At 57.7% G+C, this 18007-nt stretch carries 23 protein-coding genes; 11 read left to right on the top strand and 12 right to left on the bottom strand.

All coding sequences use genetic code 11. The annotated features are described in order from the left end of the window. The 8 genes from RTP97_RS00235 to flgB form a co-directional block, all read right to left on the bottom strand. Positions 1-855: flagellar basal body P-ring protein FlgI (locus RTP97_RS00235; protein WP_312409781.1), on the bottom strand; the 855-nt coding region annotated here is incomplete at its 3' end. Between the two features lie 11 nt (positions 856-866). Then, entirely contained in the window at positions 867-1565 is a 699-nt protein-coding gene (flgH, locus tag RTP97_RS00230) for a flagellar basal body L-ring protein FlgH (RefSeq protein WP_103821230.1), read from the bottom strand. A gap of 60 nt (positions 1566-1625) precedes the next feature. Continuing rightward, a complete protein-coding gene (flgG, locus tag RTP97_RS00225; RefSeq protein ID WP_268108376.1) occupies positions 1626-2408 on the bottom strand; it encodes a flagellar basal-body rod protein FlgG in 783 nt (260 codons plus the stop codon). Between the two features lie 13 nt (positions 2409-2421). Continuing rightward, positions 2422-3177, bottom strand: a complete 756-nt coding sequence (locus RTP97_RS00220) for a flagellar basal body rod protein FlgF (protein ID WP_312210767.1) — start codon at positions 3175-3177, stop codon at positions 2422-2424. 20 nt (positions 3178-3197) lie between these two features. Further along, positions 3198-4472 carry a flagellar hook protein FlgE gene (gene flgE / locus RTP97_RS00215; protein ID WP_312409777.1) on the bottom strand — a complete coding sequence of 425 codons (1275 nt, stop codon included), beginning with the start codon at positions 4470-4472 and terminating at the stop codon, positions 3198-3200. A gap of 26 nt (positions 4473-4498) precedes the next feature. Then, the gene (flgD, locus tag RTP97_RS00210) at positions 4499-5173 is read right to left on the bottom strand and encodes a flagellar hook assembly protein FlgD (protein ID WP_312210764.1); all 675 of its coding nucleotides are present in this window, start codon (positions 5171-5173) and stop codon (positions 4499-4501) included. A gap of 11 nt (positions 5174-5184) precedes the next feature. Beyond that, a complete protein-coding gene (gene flgC, locus RTP97_RS00205) occupies positions 5185-5589 on the bottom strand; it encodes a flagellar basal body rod protein FlgC (RefSeq protein ID WP_312210762.1) in 405 nt (134 codons plus the stop codon). Positions 5590-5592: 3 nt separating this feature from the next. Next, complete coding sequence (gene flgB / locus RTP97_RS00200) at positions 5593-6009, bottom strand: flagellar basal body rod protein FlgB (RefSeq protein ID WP_312210760.1); 417 nt, start codon at positions 6007-6009, stop codon at positions 5593-5595. A gap of 173 nt (positions 6010-6182) precedes the next feature. Between flgB and flgA the strand changes: the two genes are divergently transcribed. The 3 genes from flgA (at position 6183) to flgN (ending at position 7656) form a co-directional block, all read left to right on the top strand. Beyond that, a complete protein-coding gene (flgA, locus tag RTP97_RS00195; protein ID WP_312409774.1) occupies positions 6183-6842 on the top strand; it encodes a flagellar basal body P-ring formation chaperone FlgA in 660 nt (219 codons plus the stop codon). Positions 6843-6935: 93 nt separating this feature from the next. Further along, the gene (gene flgM / locus RTP97_RS00190) at positions 6936-7229 is read left to right on the top strand and encodes a flagellar biosynthesis anti-sigma factor FlgM (protein WP_312210756.1); all 294 of its coding nucleotides are present in this window, start codon (positions 6936-6938) and stop codon (positions 7227-7229) included. A gap of 4 nt (positions 7230-7233) precedes the next feature. Next, entirely contained in the window at positions 7234-7656 is a 423-nt protein-coding gene (gene flgN / locus RTP97_RS00185; RefSeq protein WP_312210754.1) for a flagella biosynthesis chaperone FlgN, read from the top strand. A gap of 46 nt (positions 7657-7702) precedes the next feature. Here flgN and murJ read toward each other — a convergent pair whose 3' ends face one another. The 4 genes from murJ to rimJ all read right to left on the bottom strand — a co-directional run bounded on the left by murJ (position 7703) and on the right by rimJ (position 11535). Next, positions 7703-9238: a murein biosynthesis integral membrane protein MurJ gene (gene murJ, locus RTP97_RS00180; protein WP_312409771.1), complete on the bottom strand. Its 1536-nt coding sequence runs from the start codon at positions 9236-9238 to the stop codon at positions 7703-7705. Between the two features lie 123 nt (positions 9239-9361). Further along, on the bottom strand, positions 9362-10285 hold the full coding sequence (locus RTP97_RS00175) for a Gfo/Idh/MocA family oxidoreductase (protein ID WP_312409769.1): 924 nt from the start codon (positions 10283-10285) through the stop codon (positions 9362-9364). A 2-nt stretch (positions 10286-10287) separates the two neighbouring features. After that, complete coding sequence (locus tag RTP97_RS00170) at positions 10288-10935, bottom strand: YceH family protein (RefSeq protein WP_312409767.1); 648 nt, start codon at positions 10933-10935, stop codon at positions 10288-10290. A gap of 12 nt (positions 10936-10947) precedes the next feature. Continuing rightward, positions 10948-11535 (bottom strand): ribosomal protein S5-alanine N-acetyltransferase, encoded by a 588-nt coding sequence (rimJ, locus tag RTP97_RS00165; protein WP_312409765.1) that lies wholly within the window; start codon positions 11533-11535, stop codon positions 10948-10950. Between the two features lie 192 nt (positions 11536-11727). Here rimJ and mdtH point away from each other — a divergent pair, with 192 nt between their 5' ends. The 8 genes from mdtH to RTP97_RS00125 all read left to right on the top strand — a co-directional run bounded on the left by mdtH (position 11728) and on the right by RTP97_RS00125 (position 17776). After that, positions 11728-12936, top strand: a complete 1209-nt coding sequence (gene mdtH, locus RTP97_RS00160) for a multidrug efflux MFS transporter MdtH (protein ID WP_312409763.1) — start codon at positions 11728-11730, stop codon at positions 12934-12936. A gap of 65 nt (positions 12937-13001) precedes the next feature. Then, positions 13002-13649 (top strand): glutaredoxin 2, encoded by a 648-nt coding sequence (gene grxB / locus RTP97_RS00155; RefSeq protein WP_312409760.1) that lies wholly within the window; start codon positions 13002-13004, stop codon positions 13647-13649. A 127-nt stretch (positions 13650-13776) separates the two neighbouring features. Then, positions 13777-14337 carry a lipoprotein gene (locus RTP97_RS00150; protein WP_312210744.1) on the top strand — a complete coding sequence of 187 codons (561 nt, stop codon included), beginning with the start codon at positions 13777-13779 and terminating at the stop codon, positions 14335-14337. Between the two features lie 124 nt (positions 14338-14461). Then, on the top strand, positions 14462-15508 hold the full coding sequence (gene pyrC, locus RTP97_RS00145) for a dihydroorotase (protein WP_312409757.1): 1047 nt from the start codon (positions 14462-14464) through the stop codon (positions 15506-15508). Positions 15509-15583: 75 nt separating this feature from the next. After that, positions 15584-15829 carry a DNA damage-inducible protein I gene (gene dinI / locus RTP97_RS00140; RefSeq protein ID WP_312210740.1) on the top strand — a complete coding sequence of 82 codons (246 nt, stop codon included), beginning with the start codon at positions 15584-15586 and terminating at the stop codon, positions 15827-15829. Positions 15830-16098: 269 nt separating this feature from the next. Next, positions 16099-16371: a biofilm formation regulator BssS gene (gene bssS, locus RTP97_RS00135; RefSeq protein WP_312409755.1), complete on the top strand. Its 273-nt coding sequence runs from the start codon at positions 16099-16101 to the stop codon at positions 16369-16371. Between the two features lie 115 nt (positions 16372-16486). Further along, complete coding sequence (gene solA / locus RTP97_RS00130) at positions 16487-17608, top strand: N-methyl-L-tryptophan oxidase (RefSeq protein ID WP_312409753.1); 1122 nt, start codon at positions 16487-16489, stop codon at positions 17606-17608. A gap of 51 nt (positions 17609-17659) precedes the next feature. Further along, on the top strand, positions 17660-17776 hold the full coding sequence (locus tag RTP97_RS00125; protein WP_312409751.1) for a YceO family protein: 117 nt from the start codon (positions 17660-17662) through the stop codon (positions 17774-17776). Positions 17777-18007 lie beyond the last annotated feature (231 nt).

Below are 18007 nucleotides of genomic sequence, written 5' to 3'. Positions count from 1 at the left end.
GTTTACGGTCACCGAGAGGTTACACTGCGCCACTGCGCAGCTGTCCAGCGTCACTTCGCGGTTCATGACTACTGAGCCGGTGCGGGAGTTGATCACGACCTTCGCATCCTGCGGCGCTACGCCCACTTCCATATTCTGGATATCGGCGAGGAAACGCACCTGCGAGCTGTTGCCGCTCGGGACGCGGATCTGAATAGTGCGCGCATCCAGCGCCGAGGCGCTGCCGTAGCCGCGCGCGCGGTTAATGGTGTCGGTAATCTGCTGCGCGAGGGTGAAATCTTCCTGGTTCAGCTGCAGGTTGATGGTGTTACCGGAGCCAAACTGGCTCGGCAGCTCACGCTCGACAACCGCGCCGCCGGTGATACGTCCGCCGTTGAGTTGGTTAACCTGCACGCTGCTGCCGCCTGCCGCCGCGCCCGCGCCGCCGACCAGCACGTTACCCTGCGCCAGAGCATAGACCTGGTTATCAACCCCTTTCAGCGGGGTCATGATGAGCGTACCGCCGCGCAGGCTCTTGGCGTTACCCATTGAGGAGACCACCACGTCGATGGTCTGCCCCTGGCGAGCAAAGGCCGGGAACTGAGCGGTCACCATCACCGCCGCCACGTTCTTGAGCTGCATGTTGGTCCCGGCGGGAACGGTGATCCCCATCTGGGAGAGCATGTTATTCAGGCTCTGGGTAGTGAACGGCGTCTGGGTGGTCTGGTCCCCCGTACCGTCAAGGCCGACAACCAGCCCGTAGCCAATCAGTGAGTTCTGTCGTACGCCCTGTACGCTGGTGAGGTCGCGGATGCGCTCGGCCTGGGCAAGTGTAGCTACCAGTACCAGCGCGATCCCTGCCAGATATTTAAACATTGGTCACCCCGTTACATCGGCGAGAGGTTAAGGAAGAAGCGTTGCAGCCAGCCCATATTCTGCGCTTCATTGATATAGCCGTTGCCGACATATTCGATGCGCGCATCCGCCACCTGGGTGGACGGAACGGAGTTGCTGCCGCTGATGGTGCGTGGGTTCACGACACCCGAGAAGCGGATGAACTCAGTGCCCTGGTTAATGGCGATCTGTTTTTCACCCACAACGTGTAAGTTGCCATTGGCCAATACCTGGTCAACCGTGACGGTCAGCGTTCCGCTGAAGGTGTTGCTGGCGTTGGCCCCACCCTTACCGTTAAAGCTGTTGCCGCCGGAGGCATCGACATCCGCACGGGCGTTGCCAAACAGGCCTTCTAAGTAGCGCGGCGTGGTATCAACGCCGAAGTTGGTTTTGCCGTCGCGGCTGGCGTTCGCCGACGAGCTTTTACTGGCGCTGACGTTCTCTTGCAGCACGATGGTCAGCGTATCGCCTACGTTACGCGGTCTGCGATCCTCAAACAGCGGTTGATAGCCGTAGTTAATCGGCTGGGCAGTCTGAAAAATAGAGCCGTTGACAATGGGCTGCGGGCCTGGCGTGGGCTGCGCGGTGGTTGCGCCCTGCACCAGCGGCGTCGAGGGGATCCAGGCACACCCGTTAAGGGTAAGTGCCACCAAAGCCATAAGCGGATAACGAAACGCGGCGGATTTATGCATTGCTTTCATCTTCGAAATCAGGGGCCCGGCGCGGCGATTACCACCGCGCCGGAGCGCGCCTTAGAGTTGCGTCAGTTTTTGCAGCATCTGATCGGTGGTCGATACGGCTTTACTGTTAATTTCGTAAGCGCGCTGAACCTGGATCATATTCACCAGCTCTTCAGCCACGTTCACGTTAGAGGTTTCAACATACCCCTGGTAGAGCAGCCCCGCACCGTTCAGGCCGGGCGTCGTATCGTTCGGCGCGCCGGAGGACTGCGTTTCGGTGTAGAGGTTCTCACCAATGCTTTCCAGACCGGTATCGTTCATAAAGGTAGTCAGGTTGAGCTGTCCTACCTGTACCGGCGCGGCCTGGCCCTGCTGGGTCACGCTCACTACGCCGTCACGGCCGATGGTGATGCTCAGGGAGTTTGCCGGAATAGTGATCGCCGGCTGCACCTGGAAGCCGCCTGCGGTCACCAGCTGGCCATTCTGATCCACCTGGAAAGAGCCGTCACGGGTATAGGCCGAGGTACCATCCGGCAGCATCACCTGGAAGAAACCCTGGCCTTTGATCGCCACGTCTTTGCTGTTGTTGGTCTGGGAGAGGTTACCCTGGCTGTGCAGGCGCTCGGTGGCCACCGGACGCACGCCGGTACCAATCTGCAGGCCTGACGGCAGCGTAGTCTGCTCGGAAGACTGCGCGCCTGGCTGGCGAACGGTCTGATAGAGCAGATCTTCAAAGACCGCACGCTGACGCTTGAAACCGTTAGTGCTGACGTTCGCCAGGTTGTTGGCGATGACGTCCATATTGGTTTGCTGGGCGTCGAGGCCGGTCTTGGCAATCCATAAGGAGTTAATCATAAATAGTCCTGTATTAGCTCATCGACAGCAGTGAGTTAGCACGCTGCTCATTTTCATCAACGCTGCTGATGACCTTCATCTGCATCTCAAAGCGACGCGCGCTGGCGATCATATCGGTCATCGCTTCAACCGGCTTGACGTTGCTCCCCTCCAGCACGCCCGACATCACGCGGATGGTGGGATCGGCCTGCAGGGTTGCGCCACGGGTCGCCTGGGCAGCCTGGCTGAGACGGAACATGCCGTCATCGCCGCGCACCACTTCAGCCCCGGTCGCCTTGACCAGCTTCAGCTTGCCAATTGGCGACACCGTATTAGGCGGATCCCCCGGGGTCAGCGCTGAGATGGTGCCGTCCGCCGCAATGGTGATCTCTGCCCCTTCCGGCACGGCAATTGGACCCGCATCGCCCATTACCGGGTTGCCCTGGATGGTCAGCTGGCCCGCTGGGCTAACCTGCATGTTACCGTTGCGGGTATAGCCCTCGGTGCCGTCCGGGGTCTGCACCGCCAGCCAGCCGTCCTGTTGCAGCGCAACGTCCAGCGGGCGGGAGGTGTAATCCATCTGGCCCGGCGTCATATCCGCGCCGGGAGTAGACGCGGTTACCAGCGTGCGCGTAGGCAGCGACAGGCCCTCTACCGGCACGGCGCGCAGCGCATTGAGCTGCGCACGAAAGCCTGGCGTGGAGGCGTTCGCGAGGTTGCTGGCCGTGACCGCCTGCTGGTTGAGCGTCTGGCTGGCCGCGCCCATCGCGGTATATATTGCGTGATCCATGAAGCCGTCCCGTCAGGCGCTTAGCGCAGGTTAACCAGGGTGTTAAGGATCTGATCCTGGGTTTTGATGGTCTGCGCGTTCGACTGATAGTTACGCTGCGCGACGATCATATTGACCAGCTCTTTACTCAGATCGGTGTTGGATGCTTCCAGCGCGCCGTTGGTCAGGGTACCGAAGTTACCGTTGCCTGCGGTGCCCAGCAGCGCCACGCCGGAGGACTGGGTCGCCGTCCAGACGTTGTCGCCTTCGGACGCCAGGCCTTCGTTGTTAGCGAAGTTAGCCAGCACGATCTGGCCCAGCAGCTGGGTCTGCTCGTTAGAGTAGTTACCCACTACGGTGCCATCGTCGTTGATCTGATAGCTCACCAGGTCACCCGGCTTGTAGCCGTTCTGGCTGGTCGCCACGATGTTGTTTGCGCCGGTGTTCTGCTGCATGGAGTTCAGGAAGCTCAGGCTAAAAGATGCTGGCGTCGCACCATTTAGCGCAGCGGTAATAATCTTGACCTGCGGCTGGGCGTTAGGGGCCACTGCCAGATCCCAGGATGCCGGATTGGTCGTGGTGTTAAGGGTATAGTTCCTCACCTCGTCCAGGTTACCGTTGTTATCAAAACTCATCTGCGCCGATTTCGTTGCCGTTGCACCCGTTACGCTGGAGTCTTGCGTCCAGACATCCCAGGTGTTATTGGCCGTTTTGACATAGTAAACGTTCATGTCATGAGCGTTGCCCTGGGTGTCATAAACAGTGACAGATCCTTTTTTGTTGTAGCTGTCAGCATTGGTCGGATCGAACGTCGCGATCGACGGCAGTGCATCAGAGGAGTTAAGGTTGATCTGCATCGCGGCGGTGGTGGTCGTTTTTGCCGACATCAGCGTGTTCGGAATGGAGATCGCCGTCGGGTTTGCGCCCTGCTGGATGGTCGGCGGGGTGCCGGTGGCCGGGAAGCCGGTCAGCTGCAGACCCTGCATGTTAACGATATTGCGGTTTTCATCCAGCTTGAACTGGCCGTTGCGGCTGTAGAATACCGAACCGTTGCTGTCGACCAGGCGGAAGAAGCCGCTCTGGCTGATGGCAACGTCCAGGCCACGGCCGGTGTTGGTGGTTGTGCCGTCGGTGAAATCCTGGGTAATACCCGCAACCTTCACGCCGAGACCGACTTTAGAACCGGCAAACATATCGGCGAAGGACGCGGTGCCAGATTTAAAGCCATAGGTGGCGGAGTTGGCGATGTTGTTACCAATGACATCGAGGTTGGTGGCCGCAGCATTCAGGCCGCTGACCGCTTGTGAAAAGGCCATGACTTACTCCTGATAAGTGTAAAGGCTTATATAATCTGCCGTACTTCGTCGAGGGTGGTGGTACCGTAGGTACCCAAATCTAAGGTGTTACCGGTGCTGCCTTTGGTAATGCCCTGCACCAGCGCAAACTGCAGCGGCTGGGCCACCAGCTGGGTGGAGCCGCTGCTGGCGCTGATAGAAACGGTGTAGGCGCTGTCCGGCGCGGCAGTGCCGTCGGTCATCTTGCCGTCCCAGCTAAAGGTGTGAACACCCGCGCTCAGGCCGCCAATATCGATGGTGCGCACCACCACGTTGTTTTTATCGGTGATGGTCGCGGTAACTTTATCCGCCGCCTGGGTCAGCTCAACGCCAAACGGTGTCGTCGTTTCGCTACCCGCCAGCACGGTGGTACCAGGGATCATCACGCCGTGACCGATCAGGGTGCTCGCCTGTAACGACTGGCTGTTGTCGATCTGACCGGAGATAGCGCCCAGGGTGGTATTGAGCTTCTCAATGCCGCTGACGGTATTGATCTGCGCCAACTGGGTGGTCAGCTCGTTATTCTCCATCGGATTGGTGGGATCCTGGTTTTTAAGCTGGGCAACCAGCAGCGTCAGAAAGCTGCTCTGCAGATCCGTTGCGCTACTGCCGCTTGCCGCGCTGGTAGCTGTCGATGTGGCGGTAGTGCTGGTGGTGTCGTTGAGATTTACAGCAATAGACATGCGACTCTCCTTTACGAGCCAAGCGTGAGCGTTTTCAGCATCATGCTCTTCACGGTGTTAAGTACTTCAACGTTTGCCTGGTAGCTGCGCGAGGCGGACATGGAGTTAACCATCTCACCGACGACGTCCACGTTGGGCATCCGCACGTAGCCTTTCGCATCGGCAAGCGGGTTGCCTGGCTCAAAGACCAGCTTGTCCGGGGCCTGGCTCTCAATAACGCTGGCGACCTTGACGCCGCCAGTGGGTGCGCCCGCTGCGGCATTGACCTGGAAAACTACCTGCTTAGCGCGGTAAGGCTGGCCGTCCGGGCCGGTGGCGCTATCGGCGTTGGCCAGGTTACTGGCCGCCACGTTCAGCCGCTGGGACTGAGCGGTCAGCGCCGATCCGGCGATATCAAAAATGTTCAGTAGTGCCATCTATTAATTCCCCCCCTGCAGCACGCTCATCATGCCTTTGATCTGTCCACCCAGAACGCTCAGCCCGGTCTGGTATTGCAGGCTGTTATCGGCAAACTGGGTACGCTCCCGGTCCATATCGACGGTGTTACCGTCCAGTGAAGGCTGATCGGGAATGCGATAGAGCAGTTCAGTAGACGGTGCAGCGATGGTCTGGGCAGGAATATGACGGCTGGAGGTCAGCGCCAGCGATACACCGCTGGTTTCGGCCCGGCCGCGCTCCATCACTTTTTTAAGTTCGCTGGCAAAATCCATATCGCGCGCCTGATACCCCGGGGTATCGGCGTTGGCAATATTGGCGGCCAGAACTTCCTGGCGCTGGGCGCGCAGGTTTAATGCTTCTTGCTGAAATCGTAGCGCGGCATCGAGTTTATCGAGCATGTCTCCCCCGCTGATGACGTTACGCTGATGAGAAAATGACAGATGACAGCTTAAAGGGCAGAGGGCACGCCTTATCGTTGGAATAAACGCAAAATGCGTCGCTATTTATTGCGTTGATAGATCTGCCGTACGGGTAAAATCCCCTCACTCTCTAATCCAGGCAGGAGCAAGTCATGCACAGTGTGAAAAGCGTATGCGGCGCAATTTTGCTGTTCGCCAGCCCACTGGCGTCGGCCCAGGATCTCACCGCCCAGCTGACCACCTTTTTTTCCCAACGGCTGGCGGGCTTTAGCGATGAGGTCGCCGTTAAGGTGCGAACCCCGGCGAATCTTCTGCCTGCCTGTGAACAACCGGCGCTAAGCGTCGCGGGTAACGCGAAGCTGTGGGGCAGCGTTAACGTGCTGGCCCAGTGCGCCAATGAGAAACGCTATTTACAGGTCATGGTAGAGGCGACCGGCAACTACGTTGTAGCAGCCCAGGCGATTACGCGTGGTAGCACGCTGGAGCCGGGCAGCGTGACCCTGAAGCGTGGCCGTCTGGATCGGCTCCCGCCGCGCAGCATGCTGGATATCAACCAGGCCCAGGATGCGGTAAGCCTGCGCGATCTCGCGCCGGGCCAGGCCATTCAGCTCTCGATGCTGCGCCAGTCATGGCGCGTAAAAGCCGGAGAGCGTGTACAGGTGATCGCCAGCGGCGACGGCTTTAGCGTAAACGGTGAAGGCAAGGCCCTGAACAACGCCTCGGTGGCGCAAAACGCCCGCGTGCGGATGGCATCGGGCCAGGTGGTGAGCGGAACGGTGGCGCCTGATGGGAATATTCTTATTAATCTGTAATCTTTTTAAAGATTTTGCGGCCCTTGCCGATAATTAAGCAATATATGATGATGGCAAGCCCTAACGCCGCGAACCCTCGATGAGGACAACACTATGAGCATTGATCGTACATCGCCATTAAAGCCGGTAAGCACTGTCCAGCCGCGCGAAACTAACGACACTCAGACTCCAAAAGCGCGTCTGGAAAAATCCGCTACGGCGAACAGCACCAGCGTCACCATTAGCAATGCGCAAACCAAACTGACCCAGGCGGGCAGTGAAGATATCAATATGGAGCGCGTGGAAGCCCTGAAAACCGCGATCCGCAACGGCGAGCTGAAAATGGATACCGGCAAAATTGCCGATGCCCTGATTAGCGAAGCGCAGAGTTTCTTACAGAGTAAGTGAGCGTATGAGCAAACTGTCAGAAGTTCTTGATCAAATGACAGTTATCCTGAACGCGCTGAAAGGCGTGATGGATGCTGAGCAACAACATCTTTCGGCGGGCCAGATCAACGGCAGCGCGCTACAGCGTATTACCGAAGAGAAGAGTTCGTTGCTCGCCACGCTGGACTATCTTGAACAGCAGCGTCGTGCCGAACAGAATATGAAGCAGAGCGCAAACGATGATATCGCGGGCCGCTGGCTGACTATCACCAAAAAAACGCAGCACCTGCGCGAGCTTAACCAGCACAACGGCTGGCTGCTGGAAGATCAGATCCAGCGCAACAGACAGGCGCTGGAGGTGTTAAAACCGCATCAGGAGCCTGCCCTCTACGGCGCAAATGGCCAGACTTCAGTGTCCCACCGCGGCGGCAAGAAAATCTCCATCTGACCTCTCACCGCGCAGGCCCGGGCGCGCTGCCCAGGCCTGAGCTATTTTACGCCGTCCGGCGAGCAAACTCTTTCACTTTAAAGCCCAGCAGCGCCAGCGTGGCGAAGTAGGCTATGGCCCCCACCGCCACCACCGCCATCAGGCGCAGCAGACGCCAGGCCATCGTCCCCTGCGACCACTCCGGCATGATCGAGAGCACGCCTAACAGCGCTGCGGCCATCACCACCACCGCCACGACCAGACGCAGCAGGAAACGCTGCCAGCCCGGCTGCGGGGTAAAAATCTGCTGCTTACGCAGCTGCCAGTAGAGCAGGCTGGCGTTGAGGCAGGCAGCAAGGCCAATCGACAGCGCCAGTCCGGCGTGTTTGAACGGGCCGATAAAGGCCAGGTTCATCAGCTGGGTCACAATCAGCGTGACAATGGCGATTTTAACCGGGGTTTTGATATCCTGTCGCGAGTAGAACCCCGGTGCCAGGACCTTCACCACAATAAGCCCCATCAGCCCCACGGAGTAGGCTACCAGCGCCCGCTGGGTCATCAGCGCGTCGAAGGCGGAGAATTTACCGTACTGGAACAGCGAGACCGTTAGCGGTTTGGCGAGGATCCCCAGCGCCACGGCGCTCGGCAGCGCCAGCAGGAAGCAGAGGCGCAGGCCCCAGTCCATCAGGCGGCAGTATTCGTCGTGGTTGCCGCTGGCGAAGCTGCGGGAGAGCGACGGGAGCAGGATAGTGCCCAGCGCCACGCCCAGCACGCCAGAAGGGAACTCCATCAGGCGGTCGGCGTAGTACATCCACGAGACCGAACCGGAGACCAGGAACGAGGCAAATATGGTGTTGATGATCAGTGAGATCTGGCTGACCGAGACGCCAAGAATAGCGGGTCCCATCTGCTTAACGACACGGATCGCCCCCGCATCACGAAAGCTGATGCGCGGCAGCACCAGCATGCCGATCTTTTTGAGGTGCGGCAGCTGGTAGAAGAGCTGCAATACGCCGCCGACGGTGACTGCCCAGGCCAGGGCCAGCACCGGAGGGTGAAACAGCGGCGCGGCAAAGAGCGCAAAACCAATCATGCTGATGTTTAAGAAGGTAGGCGCGAAGGCCGGCACCGAAAAGCGGTTCCAGGTGTTAAGGATCGCCCCCACCAGCGAGGCCAGCGAAATCAGCAGAATGTAGGGAAAGGTGATCTTCAGCAGCTGGGTAGTGAGCGCAAACTTGTCGGCGGTATCGGCAAAGCCCGGCGCGGTGACCATAATTACCCAGGGCGCGGCCAGCATCCCGGCGAGGGTGACAATCGCCAGCACCAGCGTGAGCAGACCAGAGACATAGGCGACAAAGACGCGGGTGGCATCCTCCCCCTGCTTGCTTTTGTACTCGGCCAGAATCGGCACGAAGGCCTGAGAGAACGCACCTTCGGCAAAGATACGACGCAGCAGGTTGGGGAGTTTGAACGCCACGAAGAAGGCGTCAGTTGCCATCCCTGCGCCAAACACCCGCGCCACAATGGCGTCGCGAGCAAAACCCAACACGCGAGAAAAGAGAGTCATCGAGCTGACCGCAGCCAGCGATTTTAATAAATTCATTACCGTATTAATCCGAACCCTGCGGCAAAACGCCTGCAAAGCAGGCGTTAGAAGAAGCGCTTAGTCTACCTGGATTGCGATGAAATACTACATCCAGAAACTATTACCAGATACTACAGTGGGTTATTCGGCCATCGCCTCGCGCCAGAGCCTGTCAATGATGCGCTGGGCCAGCACCGCCTGCTCACCGGAAGTTTCAGGCGCAGTCTGATTTTTCACGCAGGAGATAAAATGTTGGGCGCAGCCAACGAATCCGCGCTGCTCAAGGGTGCTCTGCCAGCCGGGAATCGGACGCAGCCTAATGCCGCTGCCCTGCTCTTCCCGCCACTCGCGCATATCGGTTACGTCGTACAGCCCGCCGTCGGTCACCGCCTGCACCCACTCGCGCTGGCTACCCGCCCGGCGATGCATGCTGGTGGTGATGTGCAGAGCATCGTGGCTAAAGTGGTGCTCGGCGTAGATCATCTGCCCCTCGTCATTGGTGAGCAGCGTGCCGCCGTTGAGCTGGCCTTCGCCGCCCGCCAGCCACAGGGCGGTATCCACCACGTGAAGGTAGTCATCCAGCAGCGTAAAGCGCAGATCCTGCGGCCCGACGCTGTCGCTCCGGTGCTTGTCCATGCGCAGCGAGGCCCCGGCAGCCAGCCGGGTTTTCAGATCGCGGTAGAGCGGCGCGAAGCGGCGGTTAAAGCCGACCATCAGGATCAGATTCTTACGTGCGGCCAGCGCCACCAGCCGCTCGGCATCGGCAAGGCTCTCCGCCAGCGGTTTATCGACGCAGACATGCACACCGGCGTTTAGCAGCTCGCTTACCACCGCGTAGTGCGAGGCGGTAGAGGTGTGGACAAACACCGCATCGCACTGGGCGGCCAGCTCCGGCAGCGATCCGGCGTAGGGCACCCGCCAACGCTGGCAAATGGCTAACGCTTTCTCCCGCGACGGCGACCAGGCCGCCTGCAGCGTCCAGTCGGTGGCCGCGCCCAGTACCGGCAGCCAGGCCTTCTGGGCGATACCGCCCAGCCCCACTACGCCTATGCGTAACTGTGTCATGGTTAATCTCCCAGGTGTGCCAGCAGCGAATCGAGACGCTGCTTCAGTTCGGCGACTTCACTCTCCAGCGCCGCCACCCGTGTAGCGAGATCCTCTGACGGTAACGCTTCGCTCACATCGGCGGTGGCCTCCGGAACTGCTTCGCCGCTAAACAGGTGCATGTAGCGGCTTTCACGTTTGCCCGGCTCGCGCGGCAGACGGACCACAAAAGGCCCATCTTCCCGGCTTGCCAGCGCCTCTAAGGTTTGTTCAACCTCCGGCACGTCGGCAAACTCATGCATTCTCGCTGCCCGCATCCGCAGCTCGCCTGGGGTCTGCGCGCCGCGCAGCAGCAGCGTAGTGACGAGCGCCGTCTCACTGCTGCTGAGCTTGAGGTTACCAAATTCGGAGTTACAAAAGCGCTGCTCGTATTTCGTGACCCGGTTGCCGAAGCCGCTGACGTTACGCAGATAGTGCCGCTTAACCAGGGCGTCGAGGAGATCCTGCACTTCGGCGTCGCCCAGCGACATAACGGGTTCACGGTTGGTTTTTTGATTGCAAGCGCTCACCACTGCATTAAGAGAGAGAGGGTACTGCTCCGGGGTCGTGACCTGCTTCTCCAGCAGGCAGCCGATAATCCGCGCTTCGGCGGGGCTTAACAGGATTTTCATCTTATTATTTCCTTAGTTGCGGCCTGCGGTCCACTCCGGTGTGGTCAGCGCCGTCAGCACATGATCGCGCCACTCACCATCAATCAGCAGATAGGCTTTGGCATAGCCCTCTTTTTCAAAGCCCAGCCGCGCCAGCAGACCACCGCTGCGCTGGTTGTGCGGCATGTAGTTAGCCATAATGCGGTGTATATGCTGGGTGCGCTGCATATAGCGGATCGCAGCGGTCAGCGCCTCAAACATCAGCCCCTGCCCCTGCCACTTTTGACCAATAGAGTAGCCCAGATAGCAGGCGTGAAACGAGCCGCGCACCACGTTGGAGAAGTTGGCTACGCCCATGATCTCTTTCTCTTCAGGGTCAAGCAGCGCAAAGTAGAAGGCGGTCCCCTGCTTATGAAATTCGTTAATCATGCTGAGACGCGCCTGCCAGCCTGACGGATAGCAGTGGCTCTCATCGCGAATGGGTTCCCAGGGTTTTAAAAACTGGCGGTTTTCTGCGTAGTAGTCTGCCAGACGCCATGCATCGCGCTCATGCACTAAACGCACCACCAGCCGGTCCGTCGTCAAGCGCGCTTTTGGAACGTTATTACGATAGCCGAACATTAATCACCACTCCTGTCGAAACGTCTTATTACCCCTGCGGATAACTATACCTGCGGCACGCCACTATTACGATAAAGAGCATCAATCAAAGGGTTGCTTTGATAAAAAAATATCGTCGCCGCAACGGTGGGAAAACAGTCAGCAACAACGCAGAATAGCAGGGTAACTCTTTTGACATTCCCGGGAGGGGAGATGTCCCGCGTATCGCAGGCCAGGCGCCTGGGTAAATATTTCCTGCTTATTGATAATATGCTGGTTGTGTTAGGTTTTTTCGTCGTCTTCCCGCTTATTTCTATTCGTTTTGTGGATCAGCTCGGCTGGGCCGCCCTGATGGTGGGTATCGCCCTCGGCCTGCGTCAGCTTATCCAGCAGGGGCTGGGGATCTTCGGTGGCGCTATCGCCGATCGCTTCGGTGCCAAGCCGATGATCGTCACCGGCATGCTGATGCGAGCCGCCGGTTTCGCCACTATGGCCGTGGCGCAGGAGCCGTGGCTGCTCTGGAGCTCATGCATCCTCTCCGGCCTCGGCGGTACGCTGTTCGATCCGCCGCGCTCGGCGCTGGTGGTCAAGCTGATCCGCCCTCACCTGCGCGGACGTTTCTTCTCGCTGCTGATGATGCAGGACAGCGCCGGAGCGGTGATTGGTGCCCTGCTCGGCAGCTGGCTGTTGCAGTACGATTTCCGCCTGGTGTGCGCTACGGGCGCAGTGATCTTTGTCCTCTGCGCCGCCTTTAACGCCTGGCTGCTGCCGAACTGGACGCTCTCGACGGTAAAAACGCCGGTGCGGGAGGGACTCAGCCGGGTGATGGGCGACAAACGCTTCGTGACCTACGTGCTCACCCTAACCGGCTACTACATGCTGGCGGTACAGGTGATGCTGATGCTGCCCATCATGGTTAATGACATTGCAGGCTCTCCGGCGGCGGTGAAATGGATGTATGCCATTGAGGCGAGCCTCTCCCTGACCCTGCTCTATCCGCTCGCTCGCTGGAGCGAAAAGCGCTTCCTCCTGGAGCAGCGCCTGATGGCTGGCCTGCTATTTATGGCCCTCAGCCTGCTGCCGATTGGCATGGTCAGCTCGCTACAGCAGCTCTTTACATTAATTTGCACGTTCTATATCGGCTCGATTATTGCCGAACCGGCGCGGGAAACCCTGAGCGCCGAGCTGGCGAATTCCCGGGCACGGGGCAGCTATATGGGCTTTAGCCGCCTCGGTCTCGCCTTCGGCGGTTTCCTTGGCTACGCGGGGGGTGGCTGGCTATTCGACGCCGGGAAAGCGTTCAGCCAGCCCGAGCTGCCGTGGATGATGCTCTCAGCCATTGGCCTGGTCACTCTTCTTGCGCTCTGGTGGCAGTTCAGCCCCAGGCATACCCAGCCAGGGGTGCTCGAACCTGAGGCCTGATTTGAAAGGCGCTTTTTTCTCTTCCATACTGATGGTTACGGACAACCATCACCTGGAGGGGAAACGTGAAGCTCTATATTTACGATCACTGCCCGTACTGCCTGAAAGCCCGTATGATCTTCGGCCTGAAGAATCTGCCCGTCGAACTCAACGTATTACTTAGCGATGATGAAGCCACGCCTACGCGCATGATTGGCCAGAAGATGGCGCCGATCCTGCAAAAAGATGACAGCCGCTACATGGCCGAGAGCCTGGACATTGTGAAGTACGTTGACCAACTTGACGGCGAACCGCTGCTCACCGGTGCGCGTAAGCCAGCCATTGAAGCATGGTTACGCAAAGTCAACGAGTACACTAACCGCCTGCTGCTCCCCCGCTTTGCCAAAGCGCCGTTTGATGAGTTTGCGACGCCTGAAGCGCGGGCTTACTTTACCAATAAGAAAGAGGCGGCTATCGGCGACTTTAGCGAACATCTTGCCCATACCCCTGGGCTGGTAAAAAAAATCAGCGACGACCTGCGCGATCTGGATAAGCATATTGTCCAGCCCAATGCGGTTAACGGTGAACTCTCCGAGGATGATATCCACCTCTTCCCGCTGCTGCGCAACCTGACGATTGTGCCCGGTATCGTCTGGCCTACGCGCGTCGCCGACTACCGCGACAATATGGCTAAGCAGACGCAAATTAACCTTCTGTCATCCATCGCAATTTAACCTCCGGCCCGGCGGAAGCCCAGGTTTCCGCCATCGCTTTCAGCCTTTTCTGCTGTTACGCCTCCTGCTGGCACGCCAGACTGCTTTGTGTCACGATGGCATCAATGGATGGCTTTTGAGGGATCCCATGAAGAAGATTTTATTTGCCGCAGCCCTTGTCGCAGGCGGCCTGCTGGCGGGTTGTAACCAGCTCACCCAGTACACCGTCAGCGAGCAGGAGATCAACCAGGCGCTGCAGAAACACAATAACTTCTCCCGCGATCTTGGCCTGCCGGGGGTAGCGGATGCACATATTGTGCTGAATAATCTGGTCAGCGCTATTGGCCGTGAGGAGCCAAACAAAGTCACCCTCTCCGGCGATGCCGGGCTGGATCTCAACTCGCTCTTTGGTAGCCAGCAGGCTACCGTCAAGCTAAAGCTCAAGGCGCTGCCGGTTTTCAATAAGGAAAAAGGGGCGATCTTTCTTCAGCAGATGGAGGTGGTAGACGCCTCGGTGATGCCACAGAAGATGCAGCCGGTGGTTCAGAGCCTGCTTCCTTACCTGAACCAGGCTCTGCAAAACTACTTTAACCAGCAGCCCGCTTACGTTCTGAGCGAGGACAGCAGCAAAGGCGAAGCGCTGGCGAAAAAGTATGCCAAAGGGCTGGAGATCAAAGCTGGCGAGATTGTTATCCCGTTCGTTAACTGAGCTGGCAGGCGGCAATTTTGGTTCTGCGATCAGGAAAGAGGTGCAAACGAAAACGTTTACGCCTATGCTTAGTGCCCGGCATAAAACCAGCCATCACTGACTTTACTTTAGCCGGAGCACTACCATGACAGCACAACCCCAGGTTTTGAAAATTCGCCGCCCTGACGACTGGCACGTACATCTGCGCGATGGCGATATGTTAAAGACTGTGGTGCCCTATACCAGTGAAACCTATGGCCGCGCTATCGTGATGCCAAACCTGGCGCCGCCGGTGACCACCGTTGATGCCGCCATCGCCTATCGCCAGCGTATTCTTGCCGCCGTCCCTGCCGGCCACGACTTTACCCCGCTAATGACCTGCTACCTCACCGACTCGCTGGATCCCAACGAAGTCGAACGCGGTTTTAAAGAGGGCGTATTTACCGCTGCCAAGCTCTATCCGGCTAATGCTACCACCAACTCCAGCCACGGGGTCACCAGCATCGACGCTATCATGCCGGTGCTCGAGCGCATGCAGACGCTGGGTATGCCGCTGCTGGTACACGGCGAAGTGACTCACGCCGAGATCGATATTTTCGATCGCGAGGCACGCTTTATTGAGACGGTGATGGAGCCGCTGCGTCAGCGCCTGCCGGAGCTTAAGGTCGTGTTTGAGCACATCACCACCAAAGATGCAGCCGACTATGTACGTGACGGTAACGAGCTGCTGGCGGCGACTATCACCCCGCAGCATCTGATGTTCAACCGTAACCATATGCTGGTGGGCGGCGTGCGTCCGCATCTCTACTGCCTGCCGATCCTGAAGCGTAACGTCCATCAGCAGGCGCTGCGTGAGCTGGTCGCCAGCGGCTTTGAGCGTGCCTTCCTCGGTACCGACTCCGCCCCGCATGCTCGCCTGCGTAAAGAGACCAGCTGCGGCTGCGCAGGCTGTTTCAACGCTCCGACGGCGCTGGCCAGCTACGCCACCGTGTTTGAAGAGATGAACGCCCTGGCGCATCTTGAGGCCTTCTGCTCGCTCAACGGCCCACGCTTCTACGGTCTGCCGGTCAACGAAGGTTACGTTGAGCTGGTCCGCGAAGAGGAGCAGGTGCCGGAAAGCATCGCCCTGAGTGATGACACGCTGATCCCTTTCCTGGCGGGTGAGCGCGTTAACTGGCGGATCCGTCGCTAAAAATTAATCTGCCCCCTGTTGTAAGTTCCTTGTCTATACTGTATAAAAATACAGTACATCATCCAGGGGGCAATCATGCGTATCGAAGTGACCATCGCTAAAACAACACCCTTACCGCCGGGCGCGATTGACGCGCTGGCAAGCGAACTCTCCCGCCGTCTGCAGAGCGACTATCCCGATACCGAAAACAGGGTGACCGTCCGCTATGCAGCCGCCAACAATCTGTCTGTTCTCGGTGGTGCCAAAGGTGATAAAGAGCGTGTTAGCGAGATCCTCCAGCAAACCTGGGAGAGCGCTGACGACTGGTTTACGCAGGATTAATGGTTGTTTCCCTATTGTGCTTTTGCCGGGTCGCCCCGGCTTTTTTTTCACTTTTAAGCATTATTCTGATGGTGCCGCTTATCTCTGTAATAAATAAGCCGTAATTAGTCGTTTTCTTGTTCAAAAAATTCTAAGAAAGTTCAGAAAAAAGAGCCCCTCTTTTTTTATTAGCGCAATCTGCTTAATTATTGATATACTTAAGTTGCTTCAATAAACACGCATTGAACCTCAAGAGTCGTTGTCCTTAAACACGCATTTAGGGGGTTAAAATGGTAAAAAATAATGAAGTCATTCAAACCCATCCGCTCGTAGGGTGGGACATCAGCACCGTGGACAGCTACGATGCGCTGATGCTGCGCCTGCACTACCAGACCCCGAACCACGCTGACCGTAATGACACTGCTGACCGTGATGACACTGAGGTCGGACAGACTCTGTGGTTAACGACCGACGTTGCCCGTCAATTTATATCGATTTTAGAAGCCGGCATTGCCAAGATCGAATCTGGCGACTACCAGGAAAACGAGTACAGGCGGCATTAATGAATGCTCATTTTTCAACCAACAGGCACCCTTAGGGTGCCTTATTTATTTCTGGCTTGTATAACGCCGACGGGTTAATTACTCTCCTGAGCACAGTTTTTGCCAGGAGAGCCTTATGAAATACGATCTCATTATTATCGGCAGCGGTTCCGTCGGCGCTGCTGCGGGCTATTACGCCACCCGGGCGGGGCTAAAGGTGCTAATGACCGATGCCCATATGCCACCCCACCAGCAGGGTAGCCACCATGGCGATACGCGGCTGATCCGCCATGCCTATGGTGAAGGCGAGAAGTATGTTCCGCTGGTGCTCAGGGCGCAGGCGCTATGGGAGCAGCTGGCAGCCGAGAGCGGTGAAGAGGTGTTTATCCGCAGCGGCGTTGTTAACCTGGGGCCTGCCGACTCTGACTTTCTGCGTAACGTTGCCCAGAGCGCCCAACAGTTTAACCTTGACGTAGAGCAGCTTGACGCTGCAGCGCTGATGGCACGCTGGCCTGAATTCCGCGTGCCTGATGATTACATCGCCCTGTTTGAAGCCAACTCCGGCGTGCTGAAGAGCGAGCTGGCGATAAAAACCTGGATCCGCCTCGCCCGAGAAGCTGGCTGTGCCCAGCTATTTAACTGCCCGGTGACGGCGATCCACCACCATGCTGATGGGATAACCGTAGAGACGGCCGACGGTGAGTATCAGGGGGCGAAGCTGCTGGTGAGCGCCGGAACGTGGGTGAAGCAGCTGCTCCCCTCCCTGCCCATTCAGCCAGTACGTAAGGTCTTTGCCTGGTATCAGGCCGATGGTCGCTACAGCCGCAAAAACAACTTCCCGGCCTTTACCGGCGAGCTAGCGAACGGCGACCAGTACTACGGTTTCCCGGCGGAAGACGATGCGCTGAAAATCGGCAGGCATAACGGCGGACAGTCCATCAACGGCGAGGATGAGCGCGTGCCCTTTGGCCGCGTGGCTACCGACGGCTCCGAGTGCTTCCCCTTCCTGCGCCAGTGCCTGCCAGGCATCGGCGGCTGCCTGTATGGCGCAGCCTGCACCTATGATAACTCCCCGGATGAGGACTTTATCATCGATACGCTGCCGGAGAGCGCCGGCACGCTGGTGATCACCGGTCTGAGCGGGCACGGATTTAAGTTTGCTTCTGTGCTGGGCGAAATTGCTGCCGATTTTGCGGCGGGTAAAACATCAACGTTTGATTTAACCCCGTTTTCGCTACGACGTTTCATGGCAGGATAAGCAAAAGGCCCCTTGTGGGCCTGTTCTCGCTTAATTGTCTCTGGAGATATAATGCGCCGGTTATTTACATGGTTGACTGAAAATGTCCGCGAACATTTGATGGCCTATATTGCTATCTGGTCCCTGCTGGCGTTAATTGACCTTATTTATATAATCTATGCCGAATAGGTAATATTGACAAAAATTGACATTACTTTAATAAACCCTGGTTTTAACGCAGTTTTTTTGAATGACCGTAAGCAGGCTAACTAGCCTGCAACTTCAGATGACAGGCATTGCCGTGTTGTTTGAGACGAAATCATTGAAAGTTATCAGGCAAATCGAAGCAAAAAAACTGAACAAAATAAAATAGCGATCGCTTTTGTTATTTTTAAGTTGCATTAATATTTTTTGCAGGCC

Origin of the sequence: Pseudescherichia sp. (assembly GCF_031998825.1) — a bacterium.
Lineage (GTDB): Bacteria > Pseudomonadota > Gammaproteobacteria > Enterobacterales > Enterobacteriaceae > Pseudescherichia.
This window is presented reverse-complemented; position numbering and strand designations above follow the sequence as displayed.

What these genes read in the sequence shown, in the direction of transcription:
- RTP97_RS00220 (WP_312210767.1), bottom strand. Translation starts at nt 3,177, where the DNA reads ATGGATCACGCAATATATACCGCGATGGGCGCGGCCAGCCAGACGCTC.
- flgN (WP_312210754.1), top strand. Translation starts at nt 7,234, where the DNA reads ATGAGCAAACTGTCAGAAGTTCTTGATCAAATGACAGTTATCCTGAAC.
- RTP97_RS00150 (WP_312210744.1), top strand. Translation starts at nt 13,777, where the DNA reads ATGAAGAAGATTTTATTTGCCGCAGCCCTTGTCGCAGGCGGCCTGCTG.
- flgB (WP_312210760.1), bottom strand. Translation starts at nt 6,009, where the DNA reads ATGCTCGATAAACTCGATGCCGCGCTACGATTTCAGCAAGAAGCATTA.
- flgA (WP_312409774.1), top strand. Translation starts at nt 6,183, where the DNA reads ATGCACAGTGTGAAAAGCGTATGCGGCGCAATTTTGCTGTTCGCCAGC.
- flgH (WP_103821230.1), bottom strand. Translation starts at nt 1,565, where the DNA reads ATGCATAAATCCGCCGCGTTTCGTTATCCGCTTATGGCTTTGGTGGCA.
- dinI (WP_312210740.1), top strand. Translation starts at nt 15,584, where the DNA reads ATGCGTATCGAAGTGACCATCGCTAAAACAACACCCTTACCGCCGGGC.
- RTP97_RS00175 (WP_312409769.1), bottom strand. Translation starts at nt 10,285, where the DNA reads ATGACACAGTTACGCATAGGCGTAGTGGGGCTGGGCGGTATCGCCCAG.
- flgG (WP_268108376.1), bottom strand. Translation starts at nt 2,408, where the DNA reads ATGATTAACTCCTTATGGATTGCCAAGACCGGCCTCGACGCCCAGCAA.
- mdtH (WP_312409763.1), top strand. Translation starts at nt 11,728, where the DNA reads ATGTCCCGCGTATCGCAGGCCAGGCGCCTGGGTAAATATTTCCTGCTT.
- RTP97_RS00170 (WP_312409767.1), bottom strand. Translation starts at nt 10,935, where the DNA reads ATGAAAATCCTGTTAAGCCCCGCCGAAGCGCGGATTATCGGCTGCCTG.
- solA (WP_312409753.1), top strand. Translation starts at nt 16,487, where the DNA reads ATGAAATACGATCTCATTATTATCGGCAGCGGTTCCGTCGGCGCTGCT.
- flgM (WP_312210756.1), top strand. Translation starts at nt 6,936, where the DNA reads ATGAGCATTGATCGTACATCGCCATTAAAGCCGGTAAGCACTGTCCAG.
- bssS (WP_312409755.1), top strand. Translation starts at nt 16,099, where the DNA reads ATGGTAAAAAATAATGAAGTCATTCAAACCCATCCGCTCGTAGGGTGG.
- flgC (WP_312210762.1), bottom strand. Translation starts at nt 5,589, where the DNA reads ATGGCACTACTGAACATTTTTGATATCGCCGGATCGGCGCTGACCGCT.
- murJ (WP_312409771.1), bottom strand. Translation starts at nt 9,238, where the DNA reads ATGAATTTATTAAAATCGCTGGCTGCGGTCAGCTCGATGACTCTCTTT.
- flgE (WP_312409777.1), bottom strand. Translation starts at nt 4,472, where the DNA reads ATGGCCTTTTCACAAGCGGTCAGCGGCCTGAATGCTGCGGCCACCAAC.
- RTP97_RS00125 (WP_312409751.1), top strand. Translation starts at nt 17,660, where the DNA reads ATGCGCCGGTTATTTACATGGTTGACTGAAAATGTCCGCGAACATTTG.
- flgD (WP_312210764.1), bottom strand. Translation starts at nt 5,173, where the DNA reads ATGTCTATTGCTGTAAATCTCAACGACACCACCAGCACTACCGCCACA.
- pyrC (WP_312409757.1), top strand. Translation starts at nt 14,462, where the DNA reads ATGACAGCACAACCCCAGGTTTTGAAAATTCGCCGCCCTGACGACTGG.
- rimJ (WP_312409765.1), bottom strand. Translation starts at nt 11,535, where the DNA reads ATGTTCGGCTATCGTAATAACGTTCCAAAAGCGCGCTTGACGACGGAC.